The organism is Streptomyces sp. NPDC006739 (genome assembly GCF_042869815.1).
Lineage (GTDB): Bacteria > Actinomycetota > Actinomycetes > Streptomycetales > Streptomycetaceae > Streptomyces.
Map to the genome: position 1 here is coordinate 1 of NZ_JBIAGM010000019.1, position 21802 is coordinate 21802.

Genomic DNA, 21802 nt, shown 5'->3' on the forward strand with positions numbered 1-21802 from the left:
GTGCCCGTAACACCACCGTCCCGCACCCGCCCCCGAGCACCCGAAACACCCCGCCACCTGGATATATACCCCGAGAAAGAGGAATCCAGCACTAGTAGGACTCCGACCGGGGTTGGGTCGGCCGGTTCGAGGACGCCTGCCGCGACGGTCCGCAAGACGGGCCGGGCCCGCTCAGCCGGGCCCGTTCAGCCGGGCTCGGCGGCAGGCGTCGGCGGCCCCGCGTTGTAGCGCTCCAGATAGCCCGCGAAGCGGATCAGGTCCTCCTCCGGCCAGTCGGCGAGCCGCTCCCGGAAGGCGGCCCGGCGGTTGCGGGTGACCTGGGCGAGGATCTCCTCGCCGGCCTCGGTCGGACACAGCACCTGGACGCGGTGGTCCTCCGGGTCGGGGCGCCGCTCGACGAGGCCGGCCCGCTCCAGCGCGGTCACCTGCCGGCTGACCGTCGACTTGTCGAGGGCGTAGTGCGCCGCCAGGTCGGTGGCCCGGCAGCCGCCGCTCTCCTCCAGATGCCCGAGCAGGGTGTACGACACCAGCGACAGCTCGGGGTGCATACGGCCCGCCGCCGCCCGGGCCCGCCGGGCGAAGACCGTCATCTCGCGCTGGATGGTCTCCACTGCCGTCCTCGCCGCTGTGTCTGTCATGCACGGCATTCTAGTTGCATTATGCAACTTGGCGTGCAGGCCGCGGCGGAGGCGGGCGGCGGGTTCCCGGCCATGGGTACGGGCCACGGAACGCGGCTGGAGATCGACATCGACGCCCGCGGCGGCGCACGCACCGGCCCGGTCCCCGACCTCGGTCCGAGTGGGCATCAGCGTCCCCCACCCGTTGTGCCATGCGTTTTCGGGGAGTTGGATCCGGGACGCCGACGGCCGTTGGGGTATCGTGGGCGCCCGACCGCGGACGGACCCGGTCGCAGGCAGCCGAGGAGGTGGGACCCATTACCGCTGTGTCAGGTCGGGTGCTCTCTCCTCGTGACCGTGCGGTGCACCGCAGGCGGTGACCGCGAGAGCGCCCTTCGGCCCCAGGCTCCCGAAAGGCTCTCGGCTTCCATGCCTTCCTCTCCTCGCACGCCCCGCACCCCCTCCGTGCCCCCGCTCCCGCCCACCGCCGTCGTCCGCGCGCTGCGCGCCGCCGGATGCGTCTTCGCCGAGGACGAGGCGGAGTTGATCCTGTCCACCGCCCGCACCCCCGACGAGGCCGCCGCCATGGTGGAGCGGCGCGTGTCCGGGCTGCCCCTCGAACAGGTCCTCGGCTGGGCCGAGTTCCACGGACTGCGGGTCACCGTGGAACCGGGGGTCTTCGTGCCCCGCCGTCGCACCGAGTTCCTCGTCGACCAGGCCCTGGCCCAGGGCCCGGACGCCACAGTGGTCGTGGACCTGTGCTGCGGCTCCGGCGCGGTCGGCGCGGCCCTGGCCGCGGCCCTCGACGGCATCGAAGTGCACGCCGCCGACATCGACCCGGTCGCCGTGCGCTGCGCCCGCCGCAACCTCGCCGCCGCCGGCGGACACGTCCACACCGGCGACCTGTTCGACGCCCTGCCCGCCTGCCTGCGCGGCCGCGTCGGCATCCTCACGGCCAACGTGCCCTACGTCCCGAGCGCCGAGGTCGGCCTGCTGCCCGCCGAGGCCCGCGACCACGAGCCGCTGGCCGCCCTGGACGGCGGCGCCGACGGCCTGGACCTCCTGCGCCGCGTCGCCGCCGCCGCCCCCGAGTGGCTCGCTCCCGGCGGCTGTCTGCTGAGCGAGACCAGCGAACGCCAGGCCCCGGCGGCGGTGGAGGCATTCGGCCGGGCCGGCCTCAGCACCCGGATGGCGGTGTCACGGGAACTCTCCGCACAGGTGGTGATCGGCGTGCGTCCCGCCCGGTGAGACGGGTCTACGGCAGCTCCTGCGCCCGGGCGATCAGCAGTGCCACGTCGTCGTGGTTGTCGGGATGGTGCAGGGTCTCCAGGAGGAGGTCGCAGGTCTCCTCCAGCGGGCGGGCGGGGTCGTCCAGCAGGGACAGCAGGAAGTCGAGGCGCTCGTCCAGCGAGTGGCTGCGCGTCTCCACCAGCCCGTCGGTGTAGAACACCAGCTCGTCGCCGGGCTCGAAGTCGACGGTGACGGTGGTGAAGCCGACGCCGCCCACCCCCAGCGGCACCCCGGTCGGCAGGTCGAGCAGCTCCGGCGGCCGGCCGGGGCGGACCCGGGCCGGCGGCAGATGGCCGGCGTTGGCGATCCGGCACTGGCGCAGATGCGGGTCGTGGACGGCGTACACGCAGGTCGCGATGGAGTGGTCCAGACCCGAGGTCGTCTTGTCGAGGTGCTCCAGCAGCAGCGCCGGGTCCAGCTCCAGCGCGGCCAGCGTGGTGGTCGCGGTGCGCAGCCGGCCCATGGTGGCCGCCGCGCTGATGCCGCTGCCCATCACGTCACCCACCACGAGCGCCGTCCTGCCGTCCGCCAGCGGGATGACGTCGAACCAGTCCCCGCCCACCTCGCTGGTGGCGCCCGCCGGCTGGTAGCGGGAGGCGACCTCCAGACCGGTGGTCACCGGCGGGTCGCTGGGCAGCAGACTGCGCTGCAGGGTGAGCGCGGTGTTGCGGGCGTTCTGGTACCAGCGTGCGTTGTCGATCTGTACGGCCGCCCGGGCGGCCAGCTCCCGGGCCAGCAGCAGGTCGTCCTCGTCGAAGGGCGCCGGGTTGCCGGTGCGCTTGAGGTCGAGGGCGCCGAGCACCTCGCCGCGCGCGATCAGCGGGACGGCCAGATACGAGTGCACACCCACCTGGCCCAGCAGTACGGCCGTCTCGGGGGAGCGGGCGATACGCGGCAGGTCCTCCTCCTCCACCCGCGCCACCAGCACCGCCTGTCCGGTGCGCACACACTCGGTGATCAGCCGGTCCGGGGCGTAGCGGGTGACCCCGCCGGGCGGGTCCGCGGCCCGGACGGCGTCCGCTCCCTGCTCGGCGCGGACGGCGAGCGCGCGCAGCACCGCGGGCTCGGCCGGCCCCAGCGTGCTGCGGCGGCCCTCCACCACGGCGTCCAGCAGGTCGACGGCCGCCACGTCGGCCAGCTTCGGCACCGCGACGTCGGCCAGCTCCCAGGCGGTGCGGTCCAGTTCCAGGGTGGTGCCGATCCGGGCCGAGGCGTCGGCGATCACCGCGAGGCGGCGCCGTGCCGTCTCCGCCTCGATCCCCGCCCGGTACTGCTCGGTGACGTCCACCATCGAGCCCGCCACGCCCAGCACGTTGCCCATGGCGTCCTCGAGCCGGTACAGCGACAGGGACCAGGCGTGGTCCTCGTCGGGGTCGGCCGGGGTACGGCCCACGATGGACCAGTCGACCAGCGGTTCGCCGGTGCCGAGGACCCGGAGCGCCGCGGCCTCCAGGGCGTCGGAGTCCAGCCCGGGGGCCACCTCCCGCATGGTCCGCCCCACGTGGTCCTCGGCGGGCCGCCCGTTGATCTTCTCCAGGGCGGGGTTGACCGACACGAACCGCAGCTCGGTGTCGAGCACGGCGAGGCCGATCGGCGACTGCGCCACCATCCGTTCGGACAGCGCCACGTCCTGCTCCAGCCGGCGCACGGTCGACTGGTCGGCGGCGAGCCCCAGCGCGTACACGTCGCCGTGGTCGTCCAGCAGCCGCATGTTGCGGAACTCGACCACCCGGGTGCTGCCGTCCTTGAGCCGGATGGGGAAGCCGCCGGCCCAGCTCTGACCGGTGCGCATGACGTCCGCGAACAGCTTGCCGACCAGGTGGACGTGCCGCTCGTGGACCATCAGCCGGGCCGCGTACTGCCCGAGCGCCTCATCGGCCCGGTAGCCGAACAGTTCCTCCGCCTGGGGGCTCCACAGCACGATGCGTCCCTCGGAGTCCAGCACCACCGAGGCCACGCCCAGCACGTCGAGCAGTCCGCCCGGGCGTACCGGCCCGCGCGCGGGTTCGCCCCCCTCGACCGCGGGGGCCCTGGCTGCAGTCATGCCACGCACCGCCTTCGGACGTCCGCACGGCACGTCGTCCCCCGTGCCGACTCCCCTTGTTCCACCGTGCTCACACCCGACTCTCCGTCGCCGTCGCCGTCTCTCTCCACCATCTCTCAACACGGCGGCGGGCGTGCGCCGAAGTCGGCACGTCGGCGCGGTGCACTGCATCGAGCCGTATCAGCGGGACTCCGGCAACCCGAGAGCCGGCCCGCACCGGTCGTGCTCCGGGGCCGGTGGTGATTTCCTGAGGATGGACGCGGCTGGGCGGGGTACCCCGTTCCACCGCAGCACGGCCACGAAAGGAGCGATCATGACCGACGCGGAGCGGTCGCATCCGGAAACCGTCTCGGTGGAGATCAGCGGGTGTTCCAAGGAGGACGCCCGGCTCGTCTTCGACGCCCTGAGCGGCTGTTTCAGCTCCGACCGGGGCGAGGACGAGGTACCGCAGCAGCTCCACGAGACCCGCCCCATGGTGTGGCTCGGCACCTATGACGTTGCCGAGGCCCACCAGAAGTCCTGCACCCCGGTCCGCCTGGACTCGTCCGTCCTCGCGGACGTCCAGGGCGGCTACTGGGCCGTGGACCGCTTCCGGACGACCCTGGACTCGATGTTCACCGTCCACGAGACCTGCGCGGCCTCCGGCGATCAGGAGAGGGACCTGCACCTTCGTCTCGAAAGCCGCTGACCGCGTCCGGTGTGCCCGGGCTCACCTCCCCGTGTTTATGCAACTAGTTGCACAATGGGTGGCGTCTCCTCTAGAACTACAGGCGACGACCACCCGCACGGAGGACCGGATGAGCCGCTACCCGAATCTGCTGAGCCCGCTCGACCTGGGCTTCACCACCCTGCCCAACCGCGTGCTCATGGGTTCCATGCACGTGGGCCTGGAGGAGGCCGAGAACGGCTTCGAGCGGATGGCGGAGTTCTACGCGGCCCGGGCGCGCGGCGGGGTCGGGCTCATCGTCACCGGTGGCATAGCACCGAACGAGGAGGGGCGGCCGTACGAGGGCGGCGCCAAGCTCACCACCGAGGCGGAGGCCGAACAGCACACGGAGATCACCCGGGCCGTCCACCGCGAGGGCGGCCGGATCGCGATGCAGATCCTGCACTTCGGCCGCTACGCCTACCATGAGGACCTGGTGGCGCCGAGCCCGCTCCAGGCCCCCATCAGCCCGTTCGTGCCGCGCGCCCTCACCGACGACGAGGTCGAGCGGACCATCGACGACTACGCCCGAGCCGCCCGCCTGGCCCGGCGCGCCGGGTACGACGGCGTAGAGATCATGGGCTCCGAGGGCTACCTCGTCAACGAGTTCATCGCCGCGCCGACCAACCGCCGCGAGGACCGCTGGGGTGGCTCGTACGAGAACCGCATGCGGTTCCCCGTGGAGATCGTCCGCCGGGTGCGCGAGGCAGTCGGCGAGGACTTCATCATCGTCTACCGGCTGTCGATGCTGGACCTGGTGCCGGGCGGATCGTCGTTCGACGAGGTGATCGCCCTCGCCCGGGCCGTCGAGGCCGCCGGAGCGACCATCATCAACACCGGCATCGGCTGGCACGAGGCGCGCATCCCCACCATCGCCACCTCCGTGCCGCGCGGCGCCTACACCTGGGTCACCAAGAAGCTGATGGGCGCGGTCTCCGTTCCGCTGGTGACCACCAACCGCATCAACACGCCCGAACTCGCCGAGGAATTGCTGGCCGGCGGCTACGCCGACATCGTCTCGATGGCCCGTCCGATGCTTGCCGACCCCGACTTCGTCGCCAAGGCCGCGGCCGGGCGGCCCGAGGCCATCAACACCTGCATCGGCTGCAACCAGGCCTGCCTCGACCACACCTTCAGCGGGCAGATCACCTCCTGCCTGGTCAACCCGCGCGCCTGCCACGAGACCGAACTGGTCCTCGCCCCGACCCGGCTCGCGAAGCGCGTCGCGGTCGTCGGCGCCGGTCCGGCCGGACTCGCCTGTGCCGTCAGCGCCGCCGAACGAGGCCATCAGGTCACCCTGTTCGACGCCGCGAGCGAGGTCGGCGGCCAGCTCAACGTGGCCCGCAAGGTCCCCGGCAAGCAGGAGTTCGACGAGACGCTGCGCTACTTCCGCCACCAGCTCGACACCCACGGCGTGGACGTACGGCTGAACACCTGGGTGGACGCGGCCGATCTGTCCGGCTACGACGAGGTCGTGGTCGCCACCGGTGTCACCCCCCGCGTCCCGGACCTCCCGGGCGTCGACCACCCGCGCGTCCTCGGCTACCTCGACGTGCTGCGCGACGGCGCCCCCGTCGGCGACCGGGTGGCCGTGCTCGGCGCCGGCGGCATCGGCTTCGACGTCGCCGAGTTCCTCACCGACGCCGGCGACAAGGCGAGCGAGGACCCGGCGACGTACTTCCGGCACTGGGGCGTCGACATGGACCACCGGGCGCCGGGCGGGCTGGCCGCCCCCAGCCGGCCCACGCCGCCGCGCACCGTCCACCTGCTGCAGCGCAAGGCCAGCAAGGTCGGCGCCGGACTCGGCAAGACCACCGGCTGGATCCACCGCACCGAGCTGAAGCACCGCGGCGTCACCATGGTCCCGGGCGTCCAGTACGACCGGATCGACGACGCCGGCCTGCACGTCACCATCGACGGCCGCAGCACCGTGCTGGAGGTCGACACGGTGGTGTTGTGCACCGGCCAGGAGCCGCGCCGCGGCCTGTACGACGACCTGCTCGCCGCCGGGCGCAGCGCGCACCTGATCGGCGGCGCGGACGTCGCGGCCGAACTGGACGCCAAGCGCGCCATCAAGCAGGGCACCGAGCTGGCGGCGGCCCTGTAGGGGCCGTACGGCCTCCCTAGGATGAGCCCATGTCACTGCCGCACGCGATCCTCACCGCCCTGCTGGAGAAGCCGTCGTCGGGGCTGGATCTGACGCGCCGGTTCGACAAGTCGATCGGCTACTTCTGGTCGGCGACGCACCAGCAGATCTACCGTGAGCTGGGAAAGCTGGAGGCCGAGGGGTTCATCCGCACGCTGCCGGCCGAGCAGCCGGCCCGTGGGCAGCGCAAGCGGTACGAGGTCCTGCCCGCGGGCCGCGCCGAACTGGCCCGCTGGACGTCCGCGTCCCAGGATCCCAAGCCGCACCGCGACGTCCTGCTGCTGCGACTGCGTGCCGCGGCGGTGGTCGGCACGGCGGGCCTCCAGGGCGACCTGCGCCGCCATCTGGAGCTGCATCGACGGCAGTTGGCCGAGTACGAGGAGATCGAGCGGCGCGACTTCCCGCCGGACCGGGACGGCCCGCAGGACCGGCTGCGGCACCTGGTGCTGCGGGCGGGCATCGACCTGGAGACCTTCTGGACGCGGTGGCTCAGCCACGCGCTGCGGGAGTTGGACGAACTGCCGGACGAGTAGCCGCCCCGGGCGCGGGCGTCAGAGCCGGTGGGGCTTGGAGCGGCGGCGCAGGAACCAGCCGGCGGCGATGACACCGGAGCCCACCAGGGCCGCGCCCACGCCCAGCGTGAGGGGGCCGTAGTCGCGGGCGGCGCCGCCCAGTCCGCCCATCACGCCCCGGGAGGGCGCCGGTGTCGACGTCGAGGAGATCGTCGGGCCGGAACCGCCGGACACGATCACCGACTGGGTGCCCGCGGTACTGCCGTTGGAACAGACCACGACGACGGTGTACGTCCCCGGGCTGACCCCCGTCCAGGCCGCGGACTGGCTGATGGAGGTGCCCGACAGTGCCACCTGCCGGCCCTGGGCGAAGCCCGCCTGGCGGCTGCTCAGCAGGGAGGCGGTGCCCCAGTTGCCGTTGTTCTGGACACACGCGCTGGTGACCACCGAGACCGTGGACCCGATGGCGCTCACGGAGATGCCCGAGGCGGCTGCGGACGGCCCGGCGAGCCCGGCGGGCAGCGCGGCTGCCGCCGCCAGGGTCAGACCGGAGCGGAGGAGGAGTCGGGAAGTGCGCATTGGCTGCCCTCCGGCGGCACGGTTGGCGGAACATCCCATGCACCGCCGGGGGTCGGGAAACGTCCGTGCTGCCTGAGTCGCAGCCAACGCGACGCCGCCCGCTCCCGCATGGGGAGGGCCGCCGGACAGGTGACGGACCCCTCCGTCCGGTGCCGTCAGCCGGCCATTCCCGTTGTCACCGTCCGCTCGGCCGAGAAGCCGCCCCAGGCGCCGTCCGGCAGCCACGCGCGGATCCGCAACCGGTGGCCGGAGCCGGCCTCACGGCCGAGGTAGAAGCTGTAGGCCGCCCGCCCCGGCGGTGGCGTGCCGCCCCACACCAGGGAGGTGGCCGCGCTGCCGTCGACCTGGATCTGGTACTCGGTGACGACCCCGTCCACCGGTGGCGGATTCCACGAGAGGTCGACGTAGTACGCCCCGTCGGCGCGGTGGGTCGTGGCCCGGAAGCCGGTGGGGGCGGTGCCGCGGCCGTCGTCGTGCCCCGGCGTGGTGAGACGCACCGGGGCGCTCGCCGGGGAGAGGTTGTCGGCCGCGTCCCGGGCCCGCACCGTGAAGACGTAGCGGATGCCGGGGCGCAGCCCGGTGACCACGGTCGCGGTCCGGTTCCCGCCGACGCTGTGGATCTTCGCGTCGCCCTGGTAGACGTCGTACGACACCACGCCCCGGTCGTCCCGGGACGGGGCCCAGGACAACCGGACCGCCCGGCTGCCCAGCACCCGGCCGGCCGGCTCGGCGGGCCGGGTCGGCGCCGAGCGGTCCGCCGGGGTGTCGGCCGGTGTCCGGGCCCGCACCTGACGTCTGGGCGGGCCGAGGCGGCCATCGGTGTCCCGGGCCCGCACGGTGAAGACGTACATGGTGGACGGCCTGAGCCCGGTGACGTCCACCATGCGTTGGGGGGGGGCGGGGACCTCGGCGGCCCTGACGGTGCCGCGGTACACCGCGTAGGCGCGCACACCGGCGCCCTCCCCGGTCACCGCGTTCCACATCACGTGCACGCTGTCGGCGCTGCCGGCCGTCGCGGTGACGCCGGTCGGCGCACCGGGCATTCGGCCGCTGTCGCCGTCGGCCGCCCGGCCCCAGCCGCAGGCGGCGAGCAGTGACAGTGCGCCGACGACCACCAGGGAGGGCAGGACAACGCGTCGCACGGCTCGGCCTCCCGGAGGACGGGACGACGGACAGCAATGGTCCGGACCAATATGGCCCCGCCGGTGTCCTCGCATCAAGAGGGCCGCGTTGGCGGGTCGTCCGGGACGTTACGTATGCTGGGACTCCCGATGGCCGAACTCGCCAGCAACGCAGGGGAGTTCATGCCGGTGGCGCGGAAACGCTGTCGTCGCCGATCCCGCGCCGGCGCGGGTGGCCGGGGTGGCCTGGGCCGGACACGGGCCCAGGTTCCCGGCCCCTGTTGCCTTCTCACAAAGTGTCAGAAGTGTGCGCCATCTGGCTCCCTAGCGGTCGCTGAGTGATCGGACCCGACCCAGATTGGGCAGGGTGTCCTCCATGTCCCCCAGGGAGAGGGTCCTTCATCGTGCGTCTTCAGTCCGTGCGCGTCCAGTCACTGACTCTGGCCGCGGCCGGCGCCGCCCTGCTCGCCCCGACGACGCTCCCCGCCACCCCCGCCGCCACCGCCCACCCCACCAAGGAGCCCGTGCTGCACAGCGAGGGCAAAGTCGCCGCCGCCGACCTGCTGGCCCGCGTGCGCGACTGCGCCCAGGTCTCCCGGGGCCGTTACCGCACGGACGAGGGAGAGCCCGAGACCGTGCCGGTCTGTGCCACCGAGGACGCCGTCTTCTGGAAGGCCGACCTGGACATCGACTGCGACGGGCAACGCACCGAGCGCTGCAACCCGCGCACCGACCCGCAGTTCTCCCCCGCCACCGCCTTCCAGCAGTCCGACGGCCGCCACTTGAACGCCGAGAAGCTCCCCTACATCGTCGTGCCCGCGCCGGGCCCCCACTGGGACCACAGCGCCCACGACGTCCGGGGCGGCTCACTCGCCGCCGTGGTCTACCGGGGCCAGGTCCTGTACGCGGTCGTCGGCGACACCGGCCCCCGCGACATCATCGGCGAGGCCTCCTACGCCACCGCACGGGCCCTCGGCATCCCCTGCGACCCCCGAAGGGGCGGCGTGTCCTCCGGCGTCACCTACATCGTCTTCAAGAACTCCCGGGTCACCCCCATCGAGGACCACGCGGCAGCGGTGGCGGCGGGGGACCGGCTGGCCCAGCGGTTCGTGCGCGGCGGCTGACCCCACGCCACCGAAGCGCCCGCCGTCGAGCCGGTGGTGCGCGGCGCCCGGGCCGCGGAGACCGCCCGACGCCCGGCGCCCCCGTCGCTCACACCTTCCGGTAGCTGTACGCCTCCCTGGCGGCAGCCTCCACCGCGTCCAGGTCGGCGCCCGTCGCCGCCGTGACCACCGCTGCCACGGCGCCCTCGACGAACGGTGCGTCCACCAGGCGCGCCCCGTCCGGGAGTTCACCGCCCTCGGCGAGCAGTGCCTTCACGGTGAGCACCGCGCTGCCGAGGTCGGTGAGGACGGCGACACCCCGGCCCCGGTCCACGGCTGCGGCCGCGGCCGAGATCAGCTCCGCACTGGTCCCGAGCCCGCCGGCCCCGGTGCCGCCCGCCGACGCGACGGGCACCGCCGGGGCACCGCCCGCGAGACCCTTCGCCAGCTCGGCCACCGACGCGGCCACCTCCGCGCTGTGCGACACCAGCACGATCCCGACCGGCTCCTCGTCACTCACCTCGCACTCCCGAGGCCACGTCGAGCGCGGCGATCAGCAGGGCCGCCGAGGTGGCGCCCGGGTCCTGGTGGCCGATGCTGCGTTCGCCGAGATAGCTCGCCCGGCCCTTGCGGGCCTGGAGCGGGATGGTCGCCCGCGCTCCCTCGTCGGCCGCGGCCCGCGCGGCGGCGAAGCCGTCGCCGAGCGCGTCGACGGCCGGTACCAAAGCGTCGATCATGGTCTTGTCGCCGGGTGCGGCGCCGCCGAGCGTCATCACCCCCTCCACGCCCGCCCGCAGCGCCTCCTGCAACTGCTCCTCGCTGACCTCGGCGGCCTCCCCGAGCGCCTTGCCGGTACGACGCAGCAGGGTGCCGTACAACGGCCCGGACGCCCCGCCGACCGTCGAGATCAACTGGCGTCCGGCGAGCGTCAGGACGGCCCCCGGGGTGTCCGGCGCGTCCTTCCCCAGGGTGGCCGCGACGGCGGTGAACCCGCGCTGCAGATTGCTGCCGTGGTCGGCGTCCCCGATGGGCGAGTCGAGGGCCGTGAGCCGTTCCGCCTCGCGGTCGACGGCCGCGGCGGTGGCCGTCATCCAACGGCGGAAGAAGTCGGCGTCGAGCACTGGATCTCCTTGCGTGGTAGGGGCGTTGGGCGCTTCTTCCGCCGTATCACATTCCCCAGCGCAGGGCCGGGGTCTTCACCGGCGCGTCCCACAGCCTGAGCAGCTCCTCGTCGACCTGGCACAGGGTGACCGAGGCGCCCGCCATGTCCAGGGAGGTGACGTAGTTGCCGACGAGGGTGCGGGCCACGGCGACACCGCGTTCGGCGAGCACCCGCTGGACCTCGGCGTTGAAGCCGTACAGCTCCAGCAGCGGGGTGGCGCCCATGCCGTTGACCAGGACGAGGACCGGACTGCGCGGGGGCATGTCCTCCACGATGGCGTGCACCGCGAAGTCGGCGATCTCGCCGGAGGTCATCATCGGCCGCCGCTCCCGGCCCGGCTCGCCGTGGATGCCGATGCCCAACTCCAGTTCACCCGGCGGCAGATCGAAGGTGGGGCTGCCCTTGGCCGGGGTGGTGCAGGCGCTGAGCGCGACACCGAAGCTGCGGGAGTTCTCGTTCACCTGACGCCCGATGGACTCCACCCGCTCCAGCGGCTGCCCCTCGGCCGCGGCGGCACCCGCGATCTTCTCCACGAACAGGGTCGCCCCGGTGCCGCGCCGGCCGGCCGTGTAGAGGCTGTCGGTGACGGCCACGTCGTCGTTGACCAGCACCTTGGCGACCTGGACACCCTCGTCCTCGGCCAGCTCGGCCGCCATGTCGAAGTTGAGGACGTCACCGGTGTAGTTCTTCACGACGAACAGCACGCCCGCCCCGCTGTCCACGGCGGCCGCGGCCCGTGCCATCTGGTCCGGCACCGGCGAGGTGAACACCTCTCCGGGACAGGCCGCCGACAGCATGCCGGGACCGACGAAACCTCCGTGCAGGGGCTCGTGCCCGGACCCGCCGCCGGAGATGAGCGCGACCTGACCGGCCACCGGGGCGTCACGGCGTACGATCACCCGGTTCTCCACGTCCACGGTCAGATCGGGGTGGGCGGCGGCCAGCCCGCGCAGCGCATCGGCGACCACGGTCTCCGGGACGTTGATCAGCATCTTCATGGGTGCCTCCTGGTGAGACTTCGTCGTCGTTGGCGGCTCGGGTCACACGCTGATACCGGCAGTATCGACCTTGCGGCCGGGAAAGGTCACGCGGAACAGCCTGCCCCGGCCGCCGGTGATCGGCGGCCTGCACGTGGCTCACCATTGCGCAACGAGTGACGAGCATCCATTATCAGGATTCCTGATACTTCAAAGTTCCAGTGATGGTGGATCCCCCATGCCCTTCAGCACAGACGTCCAGGCCAGAGCGATCCAGCTCATGCTCGGCCGCATGATGGCCCGCGTGCACGTGGACCTGCGTTTCAGTGACACCCCCAAGCGCACCCAGACCCTCAGGGTGGAGACCGGCGCCGGACCGGTGACGTGTGTCGTCTACCGCCCACCAAGCACCGCCGACGTCCCGCCCCCCGTGTACGTCAACTTCCACGGCGGCGGTTTCCTGGTCGGGCGCCCCGAGCAGGACGATCACATCTGCCGCCGCATAGCCGCCACGGCCGGCTGCGTGGTGATCAACGTGGACTACGCCGTCGCACCGCAGAAGCGTTTCCCGGTAGCCGTCACCCAGGCCTACGACGTCACGGCGTGGATCGCCCGGAACGGCCCCGCCAACGACTGGGACGGTTCGCGGCTCGCCGTGGGCGGCCACAGTGCCGGGGCCAACCTGACAGCCGCGGTCTGTCGCCTGGCCCGGGACCGCGCCGCCTTCTCGCCCCGGCTGCAGATCATCGACTCGGCACCGCTCGACCAGCTCGCGGACCCCGCCACCAAGCAGTCCCTGATCGCCAAGCCGTTGCTCAGCCCACGGCTCATGCGGGTCTTCACCGCCGCCTACGTCCCGGACCCGGCCGACCGCGCGCATCCCCTGGTCTCGCCCGGACTCGCCGACGACCTCGACGGACTGCCTCCCGCTCTGGTCGTCACCGCGGGGAACGACCGCCTGCGCGACGAGGGCGACGCGTACGCCAAGGCGCTGGAAGCCGCCGGGGTCCCGGTCACCCACCGTGTCTTCGAGGGCGTCGACCACTACTTCACGCACACCGGCCCGGTGCCGGCGGCGAAAGAAGCCATCGAACTGATGGCCACCACCCTGCGCACCGCCCTCAGCGCCTGACGAGTCGTCATCGGGAACCGCCCTGGCTCGCTCGTCCATCGGCGAGACCTCAGGGCCAGGGGCATGTGTGCCGCGGGTTCGCCGTGGCAAGGTGGACAACAGGGCCGACCGGTCCTGGTCCCTCGGACCCGATCCGAGAACAGGGGGCTTCCCATGGCGGACGGGGAGCGGGGCAGTACCATCCGGGTCTTCCTGCTGGACGACCACGAGGTGGTGCGGCGCGGTGTGCGCGACCTGCTGAGCGACGAGCCGGACATCACCGTGGTCGGCGAGGCCGGCACGGCGGAGCAGGCCCTGGTGCGCGTCCCCGCACTGCGCCCGCAGGTCGCGGTGCTCGACGTACGCCTGCCGGACGGCGACGGCGTGACCGTGTGCCGGGAACTGCGCTCCAGGATGCCCGAGCTCGCCTGCCTCATGCTGACCTCCTTCGACGACGAGGAGGCCCTGCTCGACTCGATCATGGCGGGCGCGTCCGGCTATGTCCTGAAGCAGATCCAGGGTGCGGACCTCGTGTCCGCCGTCCGCACCGTGGCCGGCGGACAGTCCCTGCTCGACCCGAACGCCACCACCAGGCTGATGACCCGGCTGCGCGGCGGTCACCGGCAGGAGGAGCAGCCGGACGAACTGCGGCGCCTGACGGAACGTGAGCGGGAGATCCTCGCCCTGGTCGGGGAAGGGCTGACCAACCGCCAGATCGGCCTGCGTCTCTACCTTGCCGAGAAGACGGTGAAGAACCACATCTCCCGGCTGCTCGCCAAACTCGGCGTCGAGCGGCGCATCCAGGCCGCCGTCATCGCCACTCAGGTCCAGGACAGGCAGCGGCGGTAAGGGCCGCCGCCCATGTGCCGACGGGCGACGGCCCCCGCGCGAGCGTCGTGCCCCCCGGCACGAGACCCGCGCGGACGTCCTCGCTCCTCGTGGGGGACCGCGGGAGAGGACCGCCCCATCTCGTCCGAGCCGCGAGGACGTGGCACCGCGACCCGGTCGACGTCGTGTCCCGGGGGAGGGCCGCGGTCCCTGCCTTCGAGGGTCGAGCCGCGAGACGTCGCCGGGAAGAGGGCCGACCGGCCCTCGGGCACGGGTCGAAAGGCCCCCGCCGCGCCGCCCGCCGTCTCGGGAGGATCAGGTTCGTGCCGGCCGGCTGCTCAGAGGTTCGCCGCATGGTCGGGGACGTAGGTCTGCAGGTCGCGCGGTGGACGCTCGTAGCCGGTCGACCCGGGACGGGGCGGAAGCTCCAGGACCGGCGGCGGCACGTCGTGGTAGGGCACGGTGCTCAGCAGGTGGGCGATCATGTTCAGACGGGCCCGGCGTTTGTCGTCGCTCTCCACGACGTACCACGGCGCCTCGGAGATGTCCGTGTGGACCAGCATCTCGTCCTTGGCCCGGGAGTACGCCTCCCACCGCGTGATCGACTCCAGGTCCATCGGTGACAGCTTCCAGCGTCGCAACGGGTCCTCCAGCCGACGCCGGAACCGCTCCTGCTGCTCGGTGTCGCTCACCGAGAACCAGTACTTGCGCAGCAGGATCCCGTCCTCGACCAGCATCCGCTCGAAGATCGGGCACTGCCGCAGGAAGAGCTGGTGCTCCTCCCTCGTGCAGAACCCCATCACGTGCTCGACCCCGGCCCGGTTGTACCAGGACCGGTCGAACAGCACGATCTCCCCGGCGGCCGGCAGATGCTCGACGTACCGCTGGAAGTACCACTGGGTGCGCTCCCGCTCGGTCGGCTTCGGCAGCGCCGCGATCCGGGCGATGCGCGGGTTGAGGTGCTCGGCCACCCGCTTGATGGTGCCGCCCTTGCCCGCCGCGTCCCGGCCCTCGAAGACCACCACCAGCCGGGCGCCCGCCGCCCGCACCCACTCCTGCAGCTTCACCAACTCCATCTGCAGACGGAGCAGTTCCTTCTCGTACGCCTTGCGCGGCAGCTTCGCCGCGTTCTTGTCGCCCATGTCACTTCCCGCTCGGCGGCTCCCGGAGCCGCCACACCAAGGTCGAGCACCTGGACGCCACCGTACTCACCGGCGCGCAGCGGCGCACTCCGCGGGCCCTTCGCCCCACCGCCCTTCCGCGAGCGAGGATGGACAGGGAGAGAACTGCTGACCCGGTCCTTGTCACGGGATGACCCGGGAAGGTGAGGCACAGATGTTGTTCTGGTACGGCCACGGCATGAACGGCTGGGTCTGGTTCGTGATGTCGGTCGGTACGTTGCTGTTCTGGGCGCTGATCATCACCGTCGGTGTGCTGCTCTTCCGTGCCCTGGCCCGCCCCACTCCGCACGGCCCCGGGCGCGGTGCCTGGCAGGCGACGCGTCCGGCCGACGGCCCCGAGCGGATCCTCGCCGAGCGGTACGCACGCGGCGAGATCGAGGACGAGGAGTACCGCCGCCGTCTGGCCACTCTTCGTGGATCGCCGGCAGGCCCCTCCGGACCCCCGGATCCCTCAGGCCCCCCAGGCCCCCCAGGCCCCTCCTGAACGTCGCCGTCGGACGGCGATCGGATGCGCTGCCGATCTGCGCAGGACAGATCCACCATTCATGGTCCGGGGGAACTCCGAGTGAGATCAAGCCTGTTCGCGAGCGTCCAGACCTGGATCGGCGTGAAGTAGCCCGCATCTCACCCGCCCGGCGGCATTCATGGGCGTGGACCCTGGCCGGTGCCGGCGACGAAGAGGGACTCATGACGCGAGACGCCTGCAGTTACGACTGGCCGCCCGTGTGCGGGAACCCGCCCAGGGCCGGCCGGAGCCTGGGTATGAGCGCCGGGACGCGGGACCGGTAGGCCTCGTAGGCCGCACCGAACCGGTCGGCCATCAGGCCGTCCTCGACCCGCACCCGGCGCAGCAGCCAGGGGACGGTGACGGCGAGGACGACCACCCAGACGCCGAAGCCGAAGGTCAGCATGGCACCGGTGACCAGACCCAGGAGGCCGGTGTAGATGGGATGGCGGACCATGCGGTAGGGGCCGTCGGTGCGCAGTTCGTGGTGCTCGTGGACCATCGGGATACTGGCCCACATGGTGCCCAGCACCCAGCGGGACCACAGCAGCCAGACGGTGGAGGAGACCGCCGACAGAGTGCCCGCCAAGGCGAGTTCGGGTTGCCAGAACTGCAGGTGGTGCCACCAGGAGTGAGGGGAGCGTTCGAGCAGCAGGCGGAGGACGAGGACGCCGGCGATCAGCAGGACCCGGCGGGGCAGAGTGGTGCGCAGGCCGCGCACCCAGCCGCCGAGCCCGTCCTCACTGCGGACGCCGAAGTAGACGGCACCGGCGATCCACGCCGCCACGAAGACGAGGACGCAGGCGCCGGTGAGAGCGACGAGTGCGGAATGTAGCGAGCCCATGCGTCAAGACTCCTCCGCACGGCCGGCGGATCACCAGCACCCAGGGGTTGAACCCGGCCCCCACCCACACGCCGAGTGCCCGCCCCACCCACGGGTGGAGAGACATCGCGACAACATCGCGACAACCGGTCGCGGACCGGTCGCGGGACTCATGCCCGGTCCGGATGGGGGTAGGCGCACGGAGTGGCCGGACGGCTGCTGCTCGGACGGACGGAATGATTCGCATGGCCTTCTTCGCGACGATCAAGGGTATTCCCCTGCGGCCCATGTCGGTGGGCGAGTCGATCGGGGAAGTGGAGCGGCTGCGGACCACGAACGGCCAGCTCCAGCGGGCGGTCTCCTCACACGCGCTGGTGGACCAGGCGATCGGTGTGGTGGTGGTGCTCGCCGGTGTCGACCCCGCGACGGCCTGGGAGGTACTCCGGGAGATCTCCCAGCGCACGAACACGAAGCTCTCCACGGTCGCCGCCGACGTCCTCGACTTCGCCCAGGGAGCCTTCCTCAGCGGGCGGGTCCGCGACGAACTGCGTACCGCGTTCGCCAGTCACTGCGTCCAGGGCGGCCGGGAGGCCTCGGTCTGACCGCTTCGCTCCGGCCGTCGGGGGAACTCGGCAGGGCGAACCGGGCGTGGGCTGGAAGAAGGTGCCGTTGCCGTGGACGACTGGGACCACCTCGACGACGTACGACTGTCCCCCCTGGAGCGCCTCGCCCTGCTGGAGATCGAGTCCCGCCTGTCCGAAGACCGACGCCTGGTGCGCGTCATGCGCGGACCCCACGGGGGCGTACGGCTGCCGTCGGCGCTCCCGTCGGCGGTCGCGCTGCTCGCGATGGCGTCGGTCTTCGTGGTCGTGATGGGCATCCGCACCTCGGACCCCCTTCTGCCGTGGTGCTTCGCCGCTCTGTGGCCCCTGACCCTGCTCCAGGCGATTCGCCTGCTGCGCCGGCTGAGGCGGCGGCCCGGGGGGCGGTGAGGCGGCGGTCCCAGGGGCTGGTCCCTCCGTGGCGCGGAGGACACTCCCGGCCGAGAAGAAGCCCCGAGCCGCGTGAGCCGCGCGGCGGGCCCCCGCCCGCAGACCGAGCGAGGCCCCACCGCGCCGCCGCAGGCCGGCCAGGCCCCCGCCTCCCAGCCCTCGCCTACCGGACAAGCCGGACCAGACCAGGCGGGTCCCGCACGAGCGGGGCCCCGCCTGCTCCTGCTCAGCTTTCCTTGCCCCTCCCCGACAGCGCGTCGCGCAGGCGGTCCACCAGGCCGGTACCCGGCGCAAGGAGCTTGTTGGCCGGCGGGTGGTCCGGCGCCGAGGGGTGCGGGCGGGTCGGTGCGGTCTTCTTCGCGCGGCGGACCTTGTCGCCCAGGTCGTCCAGGGCCTCCGGGGGACAGGCCGCCTCCAGGCGCGGGAAGAGGTTCTGCTCCTCGTCGGCCACATGGGACCGGATCTCGGTCATCAGACTGCTGATGAGGCGGTCGAACTCGGGCTCGTCCGCCTCCAGCGCCTCCAGGTCCTTCATGATCTGCTCGGCCTTGGAGTGGTCCTCGATCTCTTTGTCGGCCAGGGCGTCCCCGCCGGTCAGGTGCTGACGGACGGCCGGGTAGAGGTATGCCTCCTCGGCGACCGAGTGGCGGACCAGTTCGATCGTGGCCTGGTCGGCGAGTACCTTGCGTTCCTTGTCGCCGGGCGGCAGCGCGGCGATGCGGCCGAAGATCTCCTCGACCTCCCGGTGATCGGTCATCAATTCGTTGATGACATTTCCGCCGTGACCCATCCTTCTCCACCTCCAGTCAGAACGAGGCGCCCGCGATACGGCGGGCCGCCGTCGCTCCGAGTGCCCTCTCGGGGGTCCCCTACACGACGAGCCGCCGGTGCCCGTGGCGCCGTGAGTCACTCGTGCCGCCCGGGGAACCCGGCCGGCACAGACCACCCAACACCCGGAGGGAGTCCGGCGCATGTCCAGTCCACAGCAGCCCGAGCAGCGACGCAGCACCAAGGGAGGCGCCACTCCGCAAGACGTCGGTGAACTCAAGGCCCGCCAGGCGGCCCGCCGCGAGACGGCCCGTGCGCAAGGGACCGACAAGGGAGACAAGGGTGGCGGCGAGGGCGGCGGGGTCCCCCCGGACCAGCAGCCCGAACACCCCTGACCCCTCGTTCCCCCGACGTCGTGACCCTGACCCCCGACGTCGCAGAGGTGAGCCATATGGCTCACCTCTGCCCGTCTCCTCCGCCGAAAACGGCTGCGCCCCGGTCTCCCGAACCGGCTACGCTCGCGCCCATGCGGATCTCTGTCTCCTCCGACATGGACGAACCCGTGGCCCGGCTCCTCGTCGACGAGCTGCGGCGGCGCGGGCACGAGGTGCGACCGCATGGCGCCCTGCGCCCCGGAGCGGACCCGCGGTGGGCGGTCTGCTCGGAGGCGGCCGCGCGTGACGTGGCCGAGGGGGCGGCGGACCAGGCGGTGGTCTGCTGCTGGACCGGCACCGGCGCCTCGATCGCCGCGAACAAGGTGCCGGGCGTACGGGCGGCCCTGTGCACGGACGCGTACACCGCGGACGGTGCCCGCCGCTGGAACGACGCCAACGTCCTGGCGCTGGGTCTGCGTCTGACCTCGGAGCCGGTCCTCAAGGAGATCCTGGACGCCTGGTTCACGGCCGAGCCGAGCCGGGACGACGAGGACCGCCGGAACGTGGCCCATGTCGGGAGCCTCGACACCCGCTGATGACACCCGTCAGCTCATGACAACAGCCCATGACACAGCTGGCGTGGTGCGCGGTTTCAGTGTGTTTCAGTGGGCGCCCAGCCCGCCCCCGCCGAACGAGCCGCTGGAGCCCTTGCTCCAGCGCGGCCGGTCCTTGGACTCGCTGGGCCTGGTTTGCATGTTGCTCAGCTCGTACGGGGTGAGCGGACGACCGCCCTTCGGTATCTGCGGTATCTCCTCGGGCTCGCGGTTCTCCCGGACCTCGTGCACCGCGCCCTCGGGCGGCAGCTGCGGCTGCTCCTCCGGGCGGGGCCGCGGGGACTCGCGGTACTTGACGCGGGAGCCCAGCCAGAAGCCCCCGGCGAGGAGGGCGAGGAGGACCACGGCCACCCCGAAGAGTCCGAGACTCATCAGGCCGCTCGCGGCGGCCAGCTGCATCGCTGCGCTACTCATAGCAGAGGAATACCCCTGCCGGAACTGGGTGAATCGGACATATTTCCGTAGCGTGGAGTCACGCTCCGTGCCGGAAGTTCGCCGCGACCCGAGGGGTTTGCCGCGACCGGGTCCGGCTACCCGCCAGGTGTGACACCGTCGACTTCCCAGCAGGAGCTCTACCGGTTCCTGGAGGATCGTTTCACCTGCGCCCAGGCGTGCACCGAGTGCGCTCGGGCCTGCGCGGTGCGCGCGAGCCTCTTCGACCCGGACGGCACCGAGCAGCAGGAGCGCGTGCGGCGCCTCGGCATCATGTGCGCGGAGGTGTGCGACGCCACGTGCCGCATGCTCTCCGAGCAGAACCGGCAGGACGAGAGCGGCATCCGGATCCAGTTGGAGTGGTGCCGTACCGTCTGCCTCGAATGCGCGCACGCCTTCGATGCCCAGGACGGGGCCGAGGACAGTGCGGCCGTCTGCCGCTCCTGTGCCCGGGCCTGCACCGAGTTCCTCGCCACCCTCAACTGATCGAGACCCCGACCCATCGAGAACCATTCCCAATTTCTGGAACACGTTCTACGGTGTGCGCCGTCAGGACCGCCCTTGTGGAGCCTGGAGGCGCCGTGCATCTCGACCACACGCCCGAGCAGCATCGACTGCGCGCCGAGCTGCGCGCCTACTTCGCGGAACTGGTGCCCGACAACGCCTACGCGCGCTACGCCGACCCGGCTGCGCAGAAGCGTTTCTACCGGGACACCATCCGCCGGCTCGGCACGGACGGCTGGCTCGGCGTCGGCTGGCCCAAGGAGTACGGCGGGCGCGGCCTGACCGCGATGGAGCAGTTCATCTTCTTCGACGAGGCCGCCCAGGCCGGCGTACCGCTGCCGCTGATGGCGCTGAACACCGTGGGCCCGACGATCATGCAGTTCGGCACGGAGGAGCAGAAGGCGTACTTCCTGCCGCGCGTCCTCTCCGGTGAGATCGACTTCGCGATCGGTTACAGCGAGCCCGCGGCCGGCACCGACCTGGCGGCGCTGAAGACGCGGGCCGTACGCGAGGGCGACGAGTACGTCGTCAACGGGCAGAAGATCTGGACCACGAACGGCGACACCGCCGACTGGGTGTGGCTGGCCACCCGCACCGACCCGGACGCCCCGCCGCACAAGGGCATCACCATGCTGCTCGTGCCGACGTCCGACCCCGGCTACTCGTGCACCCTCATCAACACCCTGGCCTCGCACGACACCACGGCCAGCTACTACGAGAACATCCGCGTCCCCGTCTCCCGCCGGGTCGGCGCCGAGAACCAGGGCTGGCGGCTGATCACCAACCAGCTCAATCACGAGCGCGTCACCCTCGCCGCCCACGGCACCATGGCGATCCGCGCCCTGCAGGACGTCCAGCGCTGGGCGATGGAGACGAAACTCGCCGACGGCCGCCGCGTGGCCGACCTGCCCTGGGTGCGCCGCCTGCTGGCCCGCACCCACACCAGGCTGGACGCGCTGAAGCTGCTCAACTGGCAGATGGTCACGGCGGTCCAGGAGGGCACGCTCACCCCGCAGGACGCCTCGGCCGTCAAGGTGTACGGCTCCGAGGCCCGGCGGGACGCCTACGCGTGGCTCATGGAGATCGTCGCCGCCGCGGGCCCCCTGAAGGAGGGGTCGGCGGGCGCCGTACTCCACGGCGAGCTGGAGCGCGGCTACCGTTCGGCGGTCATCTTCACCTTCGGCGGCGGCAACAACGAGATCCAGCGCGAGATCATTTCCTGGATCGGGCTGGGGATGCCCAGGGTGCGGCGTTAGCCGCTGTCGTCGAGACATCGGATGCATTGAGAGCGGTCGACAGGGTCGTTGTCCAGGGGTGGGGCGAGCTTTCTGCTGAAGTGGCCGGGCGGGGGCCGCCGCGCGGGAAAGCCGTAGGGCAGTCATCGGATGATCCGATCGCGTCGGAAGCGTTGAC

Annotated in this window: 25 protein-coding genes; 14 read left to right on the forward strand and 11 right to left on the reverse strand. The window is 72.1% G+C overall.

Features of this window, described 5'->3' with window-relative positions:
* Positions 1 to 185: 185 nt before the first annotated feature.
* Positions 186 to 638: a MarR family winged helix-turn-helix transcriptional regulator gene (locus ACFYMM_RS31145; RefSeq protein ID WP_388392448.1), complete on the reverse strand. Its 453-nt coding sequence runs from the start codon at positions 636 to 638 to the stop codon at positions 186 to 188.
* A 408-nt stretch (positions 639 to 1046) separates the two neighbouring features.
* On the opposite strand from ACFYMM_RS31145, the gene ACFYMM_RS31150 reads away from it, so the two are divergent.
* Positions 1047 to 1865, forward strand: coding sequence for a putative protein N(5)-glutamine methyltransferase (locus ACFYMM_RS31150; protein WP_388392451.1), 819 nt, complete (start codon positions 1047 to 1049; stop codon positions 1863 to 1865).
* Between the two features lie 7 nt (positions 1866 to 1872).
* Here ACFYMM_RS31150 and ACFYMM_RS31155 read toward each other — a convergent pair whose 3' ends face one another.
* Positions 1873 to 3951 carry a SpoIIE family protein phosphatase gene (locus ACFYMM_RS31155; protein WP_388392454.1) on the reverse strand — a complete coding sequence of 693 codons (2079 nt, stop codon included), beginning with the start codon at positions 3949 to 3951 and terminating at the stop codon, positions 1873 to 1875.
* Between the two features lie 313 nt (positions 3952 to 4264).
* Here ACFYMM_RS31155 and ACFYMM_RS31160 point away from each other — a divergent pair, with 313 nt between their 5' ends.
* The 3 genes from ACFYMM_RS31160 (at position 4265) to ACFYMM_RS31170 (ending at position 7336) form a co-directional block, all read left to right on the forward strand.
* Positions 4265 to 4639 carry a hypothetical protein gene (locus ACFYMM_RS31160; protein ID WP_388392456.1) on the forward strand — a complete coding sequence of 125 codons (375 nt, stop codon included), beginning with the start codon at positions 4265 to 4267 and terminating at the stop codon, positions 4637 to 4639.
* 109 nt (positions 4640 to 4748) lie between these two features.
* Positions 4749 to 6764 (forward strand): FAD-dependent oxidoreductase, encoded by a 2016-nt coding sequence (locus tag ACFYMM_RS31165; RefSeq protein WP_388392459.1) that lies wholly within the window; start codon positions 4749 to 4751, stop codon positions 6762 to 6764.
* 29 nt (positions 6765 to 6793) lie between these two features.
* Positions 6794 to 7336 carry a PadR family transcriptional regulator gene (locus ACFYMM_RS31170; RefSeq protein ID WP_388392461.1) on the forward strand — a complete coding sequence of 181 codons (543 nt, stop codon included), beginning with the start codon at positions 6794 to 6796 and terminating at the stop codon, positions 7334 to 7336.
* Positions 7337 to 7354: 18 nt separating this feature from the next.
* Here the strand turns inward: ACFYMM_RS31170 and ACFYMM_RS31175 are convergent, their stop codons facing one another.
* Positions 7355 to 7894 carry a hypothetical protein gene (locus ACFYMM_RS31175; RefSeq protein ID WP_388392464.1) on the reverse strand — a complete coding sequence of 180 codons (540 nt, stop codon included), beginning with the start codon at positions 7892 to 7894 and terminating at the stop codon, positions 7355 to 7357.
* A 155-nt stretch (positions 7895 to 8049) separates the two neighbouring features.
* Positions 8050 to 9036 carry a fibronectin type III domain-containing protein gene (locus tag ACFYMM_RS31180; RefSeq protein WP_388392466.1) on the reverse strand — a complete coding sequence of 329 codons (987 nt, stop codon included), beginning with the start codon at positions 9034 to 9036 and terminating at the stop codon, positions 8050 to 8052.
* A 398-nt stretch (positions 9037 to 9434) separates the two neighbouring features.
* On the opposite strand from ACFYMM_RS31180, the gene ACFYMM_RS31185 reads away from it, so the two are divergent.
* Complete coding sequence (locus tag ACFYMM_RS31185; protein WP_388392828.1) at positions 9435 to 10139, forward strand: glycoside hydrolase family 75 protein; 705 nt, start codon at positions 9435 to 9437, stop codon at positions 10137 to 10139.
* An 88-nt stretch (positions 10140 to 10227) separates the two neighbouring features.
* On the opposite strand, the gene ACFYMM_RS31190 is transcribed toward ACFYMM_RS31185, so the two are convergent.
* From ACFYMM_RS31190 to dhaK, 3 genes are read right to left on the reverse strand one after another with little or no spacing between them, the layout of a single operon-like run.
* A complete protein-coding gene (locus ACFYMM_RS31190; RefSeq protein WP_388392469.1) occupies positions 10228 to 10638 on the reverse strand; it encodes a PTS-dependent dihydroxyacetone kinase phosphotransferase subunit DhaM in 411 nt (136 codons plus the stop codon).
* Complete coding sequence (gene dhaL / locus ACFYMM_RS31195) at positions 10631 to 11239, reverse strand: dihydroxyacetone kinase subunit DhaL (protein ID WP_388392472.1); 609 nt, start codon at positions 11237 to 11239, stop codon at positions 10631 to 10633. The genes ACFYMM_RS31190 and dhaL overlap by 8 nt, the downstream gene beginning before the upstream one ends.
* A gap of 46 nt (positions 11240 to 11285) precedes the next feature.
* The gene (gene dhaK / locus ACFYMM_RS31200) at positions 11286 to 12278 is read right to left on the reverse strand and encodes a dihydroxyacetone kinase subunit DhaK (RefSeq protein ID WP_388392475.1); all 993 of its coding nucleotides are present in this window, start codon (positions 12276 to 12278) and stop codon (positions 11286 to 11288) included.
* Positions 12279 to 12495: 217 nt separating this feature from the next.
* Here dhaK and ACFYMM_RS31205 point away from each other — a divergent pair, with 217 nt between their 5' ends.
* Together ACFYMM_RS31205 and ACFYMM_RS31210 are read left to right on the forward strand one after the other, a co-directional pair.
* The gene (locus tag ACFYMM_RS31205; protein ID WP_388392478.1) at positions 12496 to 13389 is read left to right on the forward strand and encodes an alpha/beta hydrolase; all 894 of its coding nucleotides are present in this window, start codon (positions 12496 to 12498) and stop codon (positions 13387 to 13389) included.
* A 153-nt stretch (positions 13390 to 13542) separates the two neighbouring features.
* A complete protein-coding gene (locus tag ACFYMM_RS31210) occupies positions 13543 to 14217 on the forward strand; it encodes a response regulator (RefSeq protein WP_388392481.1) in 675 nt (224 codons plus the stop codon).
* A 317-nt stretch (positions 14218 to 14534) separates the two neighbouring features.
* Here the strand turns inward: ACFYMM_RS31210 and ppk2 are convergent, their stop codons facing one another.
* Positions 14535 to 15338: a polyphosphate kinase 2 gene (ppk2, locus tag ACFYMM_RS31215; protein ID WP_388392482.1), complete on the reverse strand. Its 804-nt coding sequence runs from the start codon at positions 15336 to 15338 to the stop codon at positions 14535 to 14537.
* A gap of 193 nt (positions 15339 to 15531) precedes the next feature.
* Here ppk2 and ACFYMM_RS31220 point away from each other — a divergent pair, with 193 nt between their 5' ends.
* A complete protein-coding gene (locus ACFYMM_RS31220) occupies positions 15532 to 15861 on the forward strand; it encodes an SHOCT domain-containing protein (RefSeq protein WP_388392485.1) in 330 nt (109 codons plus the stop codon).
* A 223-nt stretch (positions 15862 to 16084) separates the two neighbouring features.
* On the opposite strand, the gene ACFYMM_RS31225 is transcribed toward ACFYMM_RS31220, so the two are convergent.
* Positions 16085 to 16726 (reverse strand): methyltransferase family protein, encoded by a 642-nt coding sequence (locus ACFYMM_RS31225; RefSeq protein ID WP_388392488.1) that lies wholly within the window; start codon positions 16724 to 16726, stop codon positions 16085 to 16087.
* Positions 16727 to 16950: 224 nt separating this feature from the next.
* On the opposite strand from ACFYMM_RS31225, the gene ACFYMM_RS31230 reads away from it, so the two are divergent.
* Together ACFYMM_RS31230 and ACFYMM_RS31235 are read left to right on the forward strand one after the other, a co-directional pair.
* On the forward strand, positions 16951 to 17307 hold the full coding sequence (locus ACFYMM_RS31230; RefSeq protein WP_388392490.1) for an ANTAR domain-containing protein: 357 nt from the start codon (positions 16951 to 16953) through the stop codon (positions 17305 to 17307).
* A gap of 72 nt (positions 17308 to 17379) precedes the next feature.
* The gene (locus ACFYMM_RS31235) at positions 17380 to 17697 is read left to right on the forward strand and encodes a DUF3040 domain-containing protein (RefSeq protein ID WP_388392492.1); all 318 of its coding nucleotides are present in this window, start codon (positions 17380 to 17382) and stop codon (positions 17695 to 17697) included.
* Positions 17698 to 17923: 226 nt separating this feature from the next.
* Here the strand turns inward: ACFYMM_RS31235 and ACFYMM_RS31240 are convergent, their stop codons facing one another.
* Entirely contained in the window at positions 17924 to 18487 is a 564-nt protein-coding gene (locus ACFYMM_RS31240; protein WP_388392494.1) for a hemerythrin domain-containing protein, read from the reverse strand.
* A gap of 181 nt (positions 18488 to 18668) precedes the next feature.
* Between ACFYMM_RS31240 and ACFYMM_RS31245 the strand changes: the two genes are divergently transcribed.
* Both ACFYMM_RS31245 and ACFYMM_RS31250 read left to right on the forward strand, forming a co-directional pair.
* Positions 18669 to 18860: a hypothetical protein gene (locus tag ACFYMM_RS31245; protein WP_388392497.1), complete on the forward strand. Its 192-nt coding sequence runs from the start codon at positions 18669 to 18671 to the stop codon at positions 18858 to 18860.
* Between the two features lie 131 nt (positions 18861 to 18991).
* The gene (locus ACFYMM_RS31250; RefSeq protein WP_388392499.1) at positions 18992 to 19435 is read left to right on the forward strand and encodes an RpiB/LacA/LacB family sugar-phosphate isomerase; all 444 of its coding nucleotides are present in this window, start codon (positions 18992 to 18994) and stop codon (positions 19433 to 19435) included.
* A gap of 66 nt (positions 19436 to 19501) precedes the next feature.
* Here ACFYMM_RS31250 and ACFYMM_RS31255 read toward each other — a convergent pair whose 3' ends face one another.
* A complete protein-coding gene (locus ACFYMM_RS31255; RefSeq protein WP_388392502.1) occupies positions 19502 to 19867 on the reverse strand; it encodes a DUF6479 family protein in 366 nt (121 codons plus the stop codon).
* 129 nt (positions 19868 to 19996) lie between these two features.
* Here ACFYMM_RS31255 and ACFYMM_RS31260 point away from each other — a divergent pair, with 129 nt between their 5' ends.
* Positions 19997 to 20371, forward strand: a complete 375-nt coding sequence (locus ACFYMM_RS31260) for a ferredoxin (RefSeq protein ID WP_388392504.1) — start codon at positions 19997 to 19999, stop codon at positions 20369 to 20371.
* A gap of 95 nt (positions 20372 to 20466) precedes the next feature.
* Positions 20467 to 21645, forward strand: a complete 1179-nt coding sequence (locus ACFYMM_RS31265; RefSeq protein ID WP_388392506.1) for an acyl-CoA dehydrogenase family protein — start codon at positions 20467 to 20469, stop codon at positions 21643 to 21645.
* The last annotated feature ends 157 nt before the right edge of the window (positions 21646 to 21802 follow it).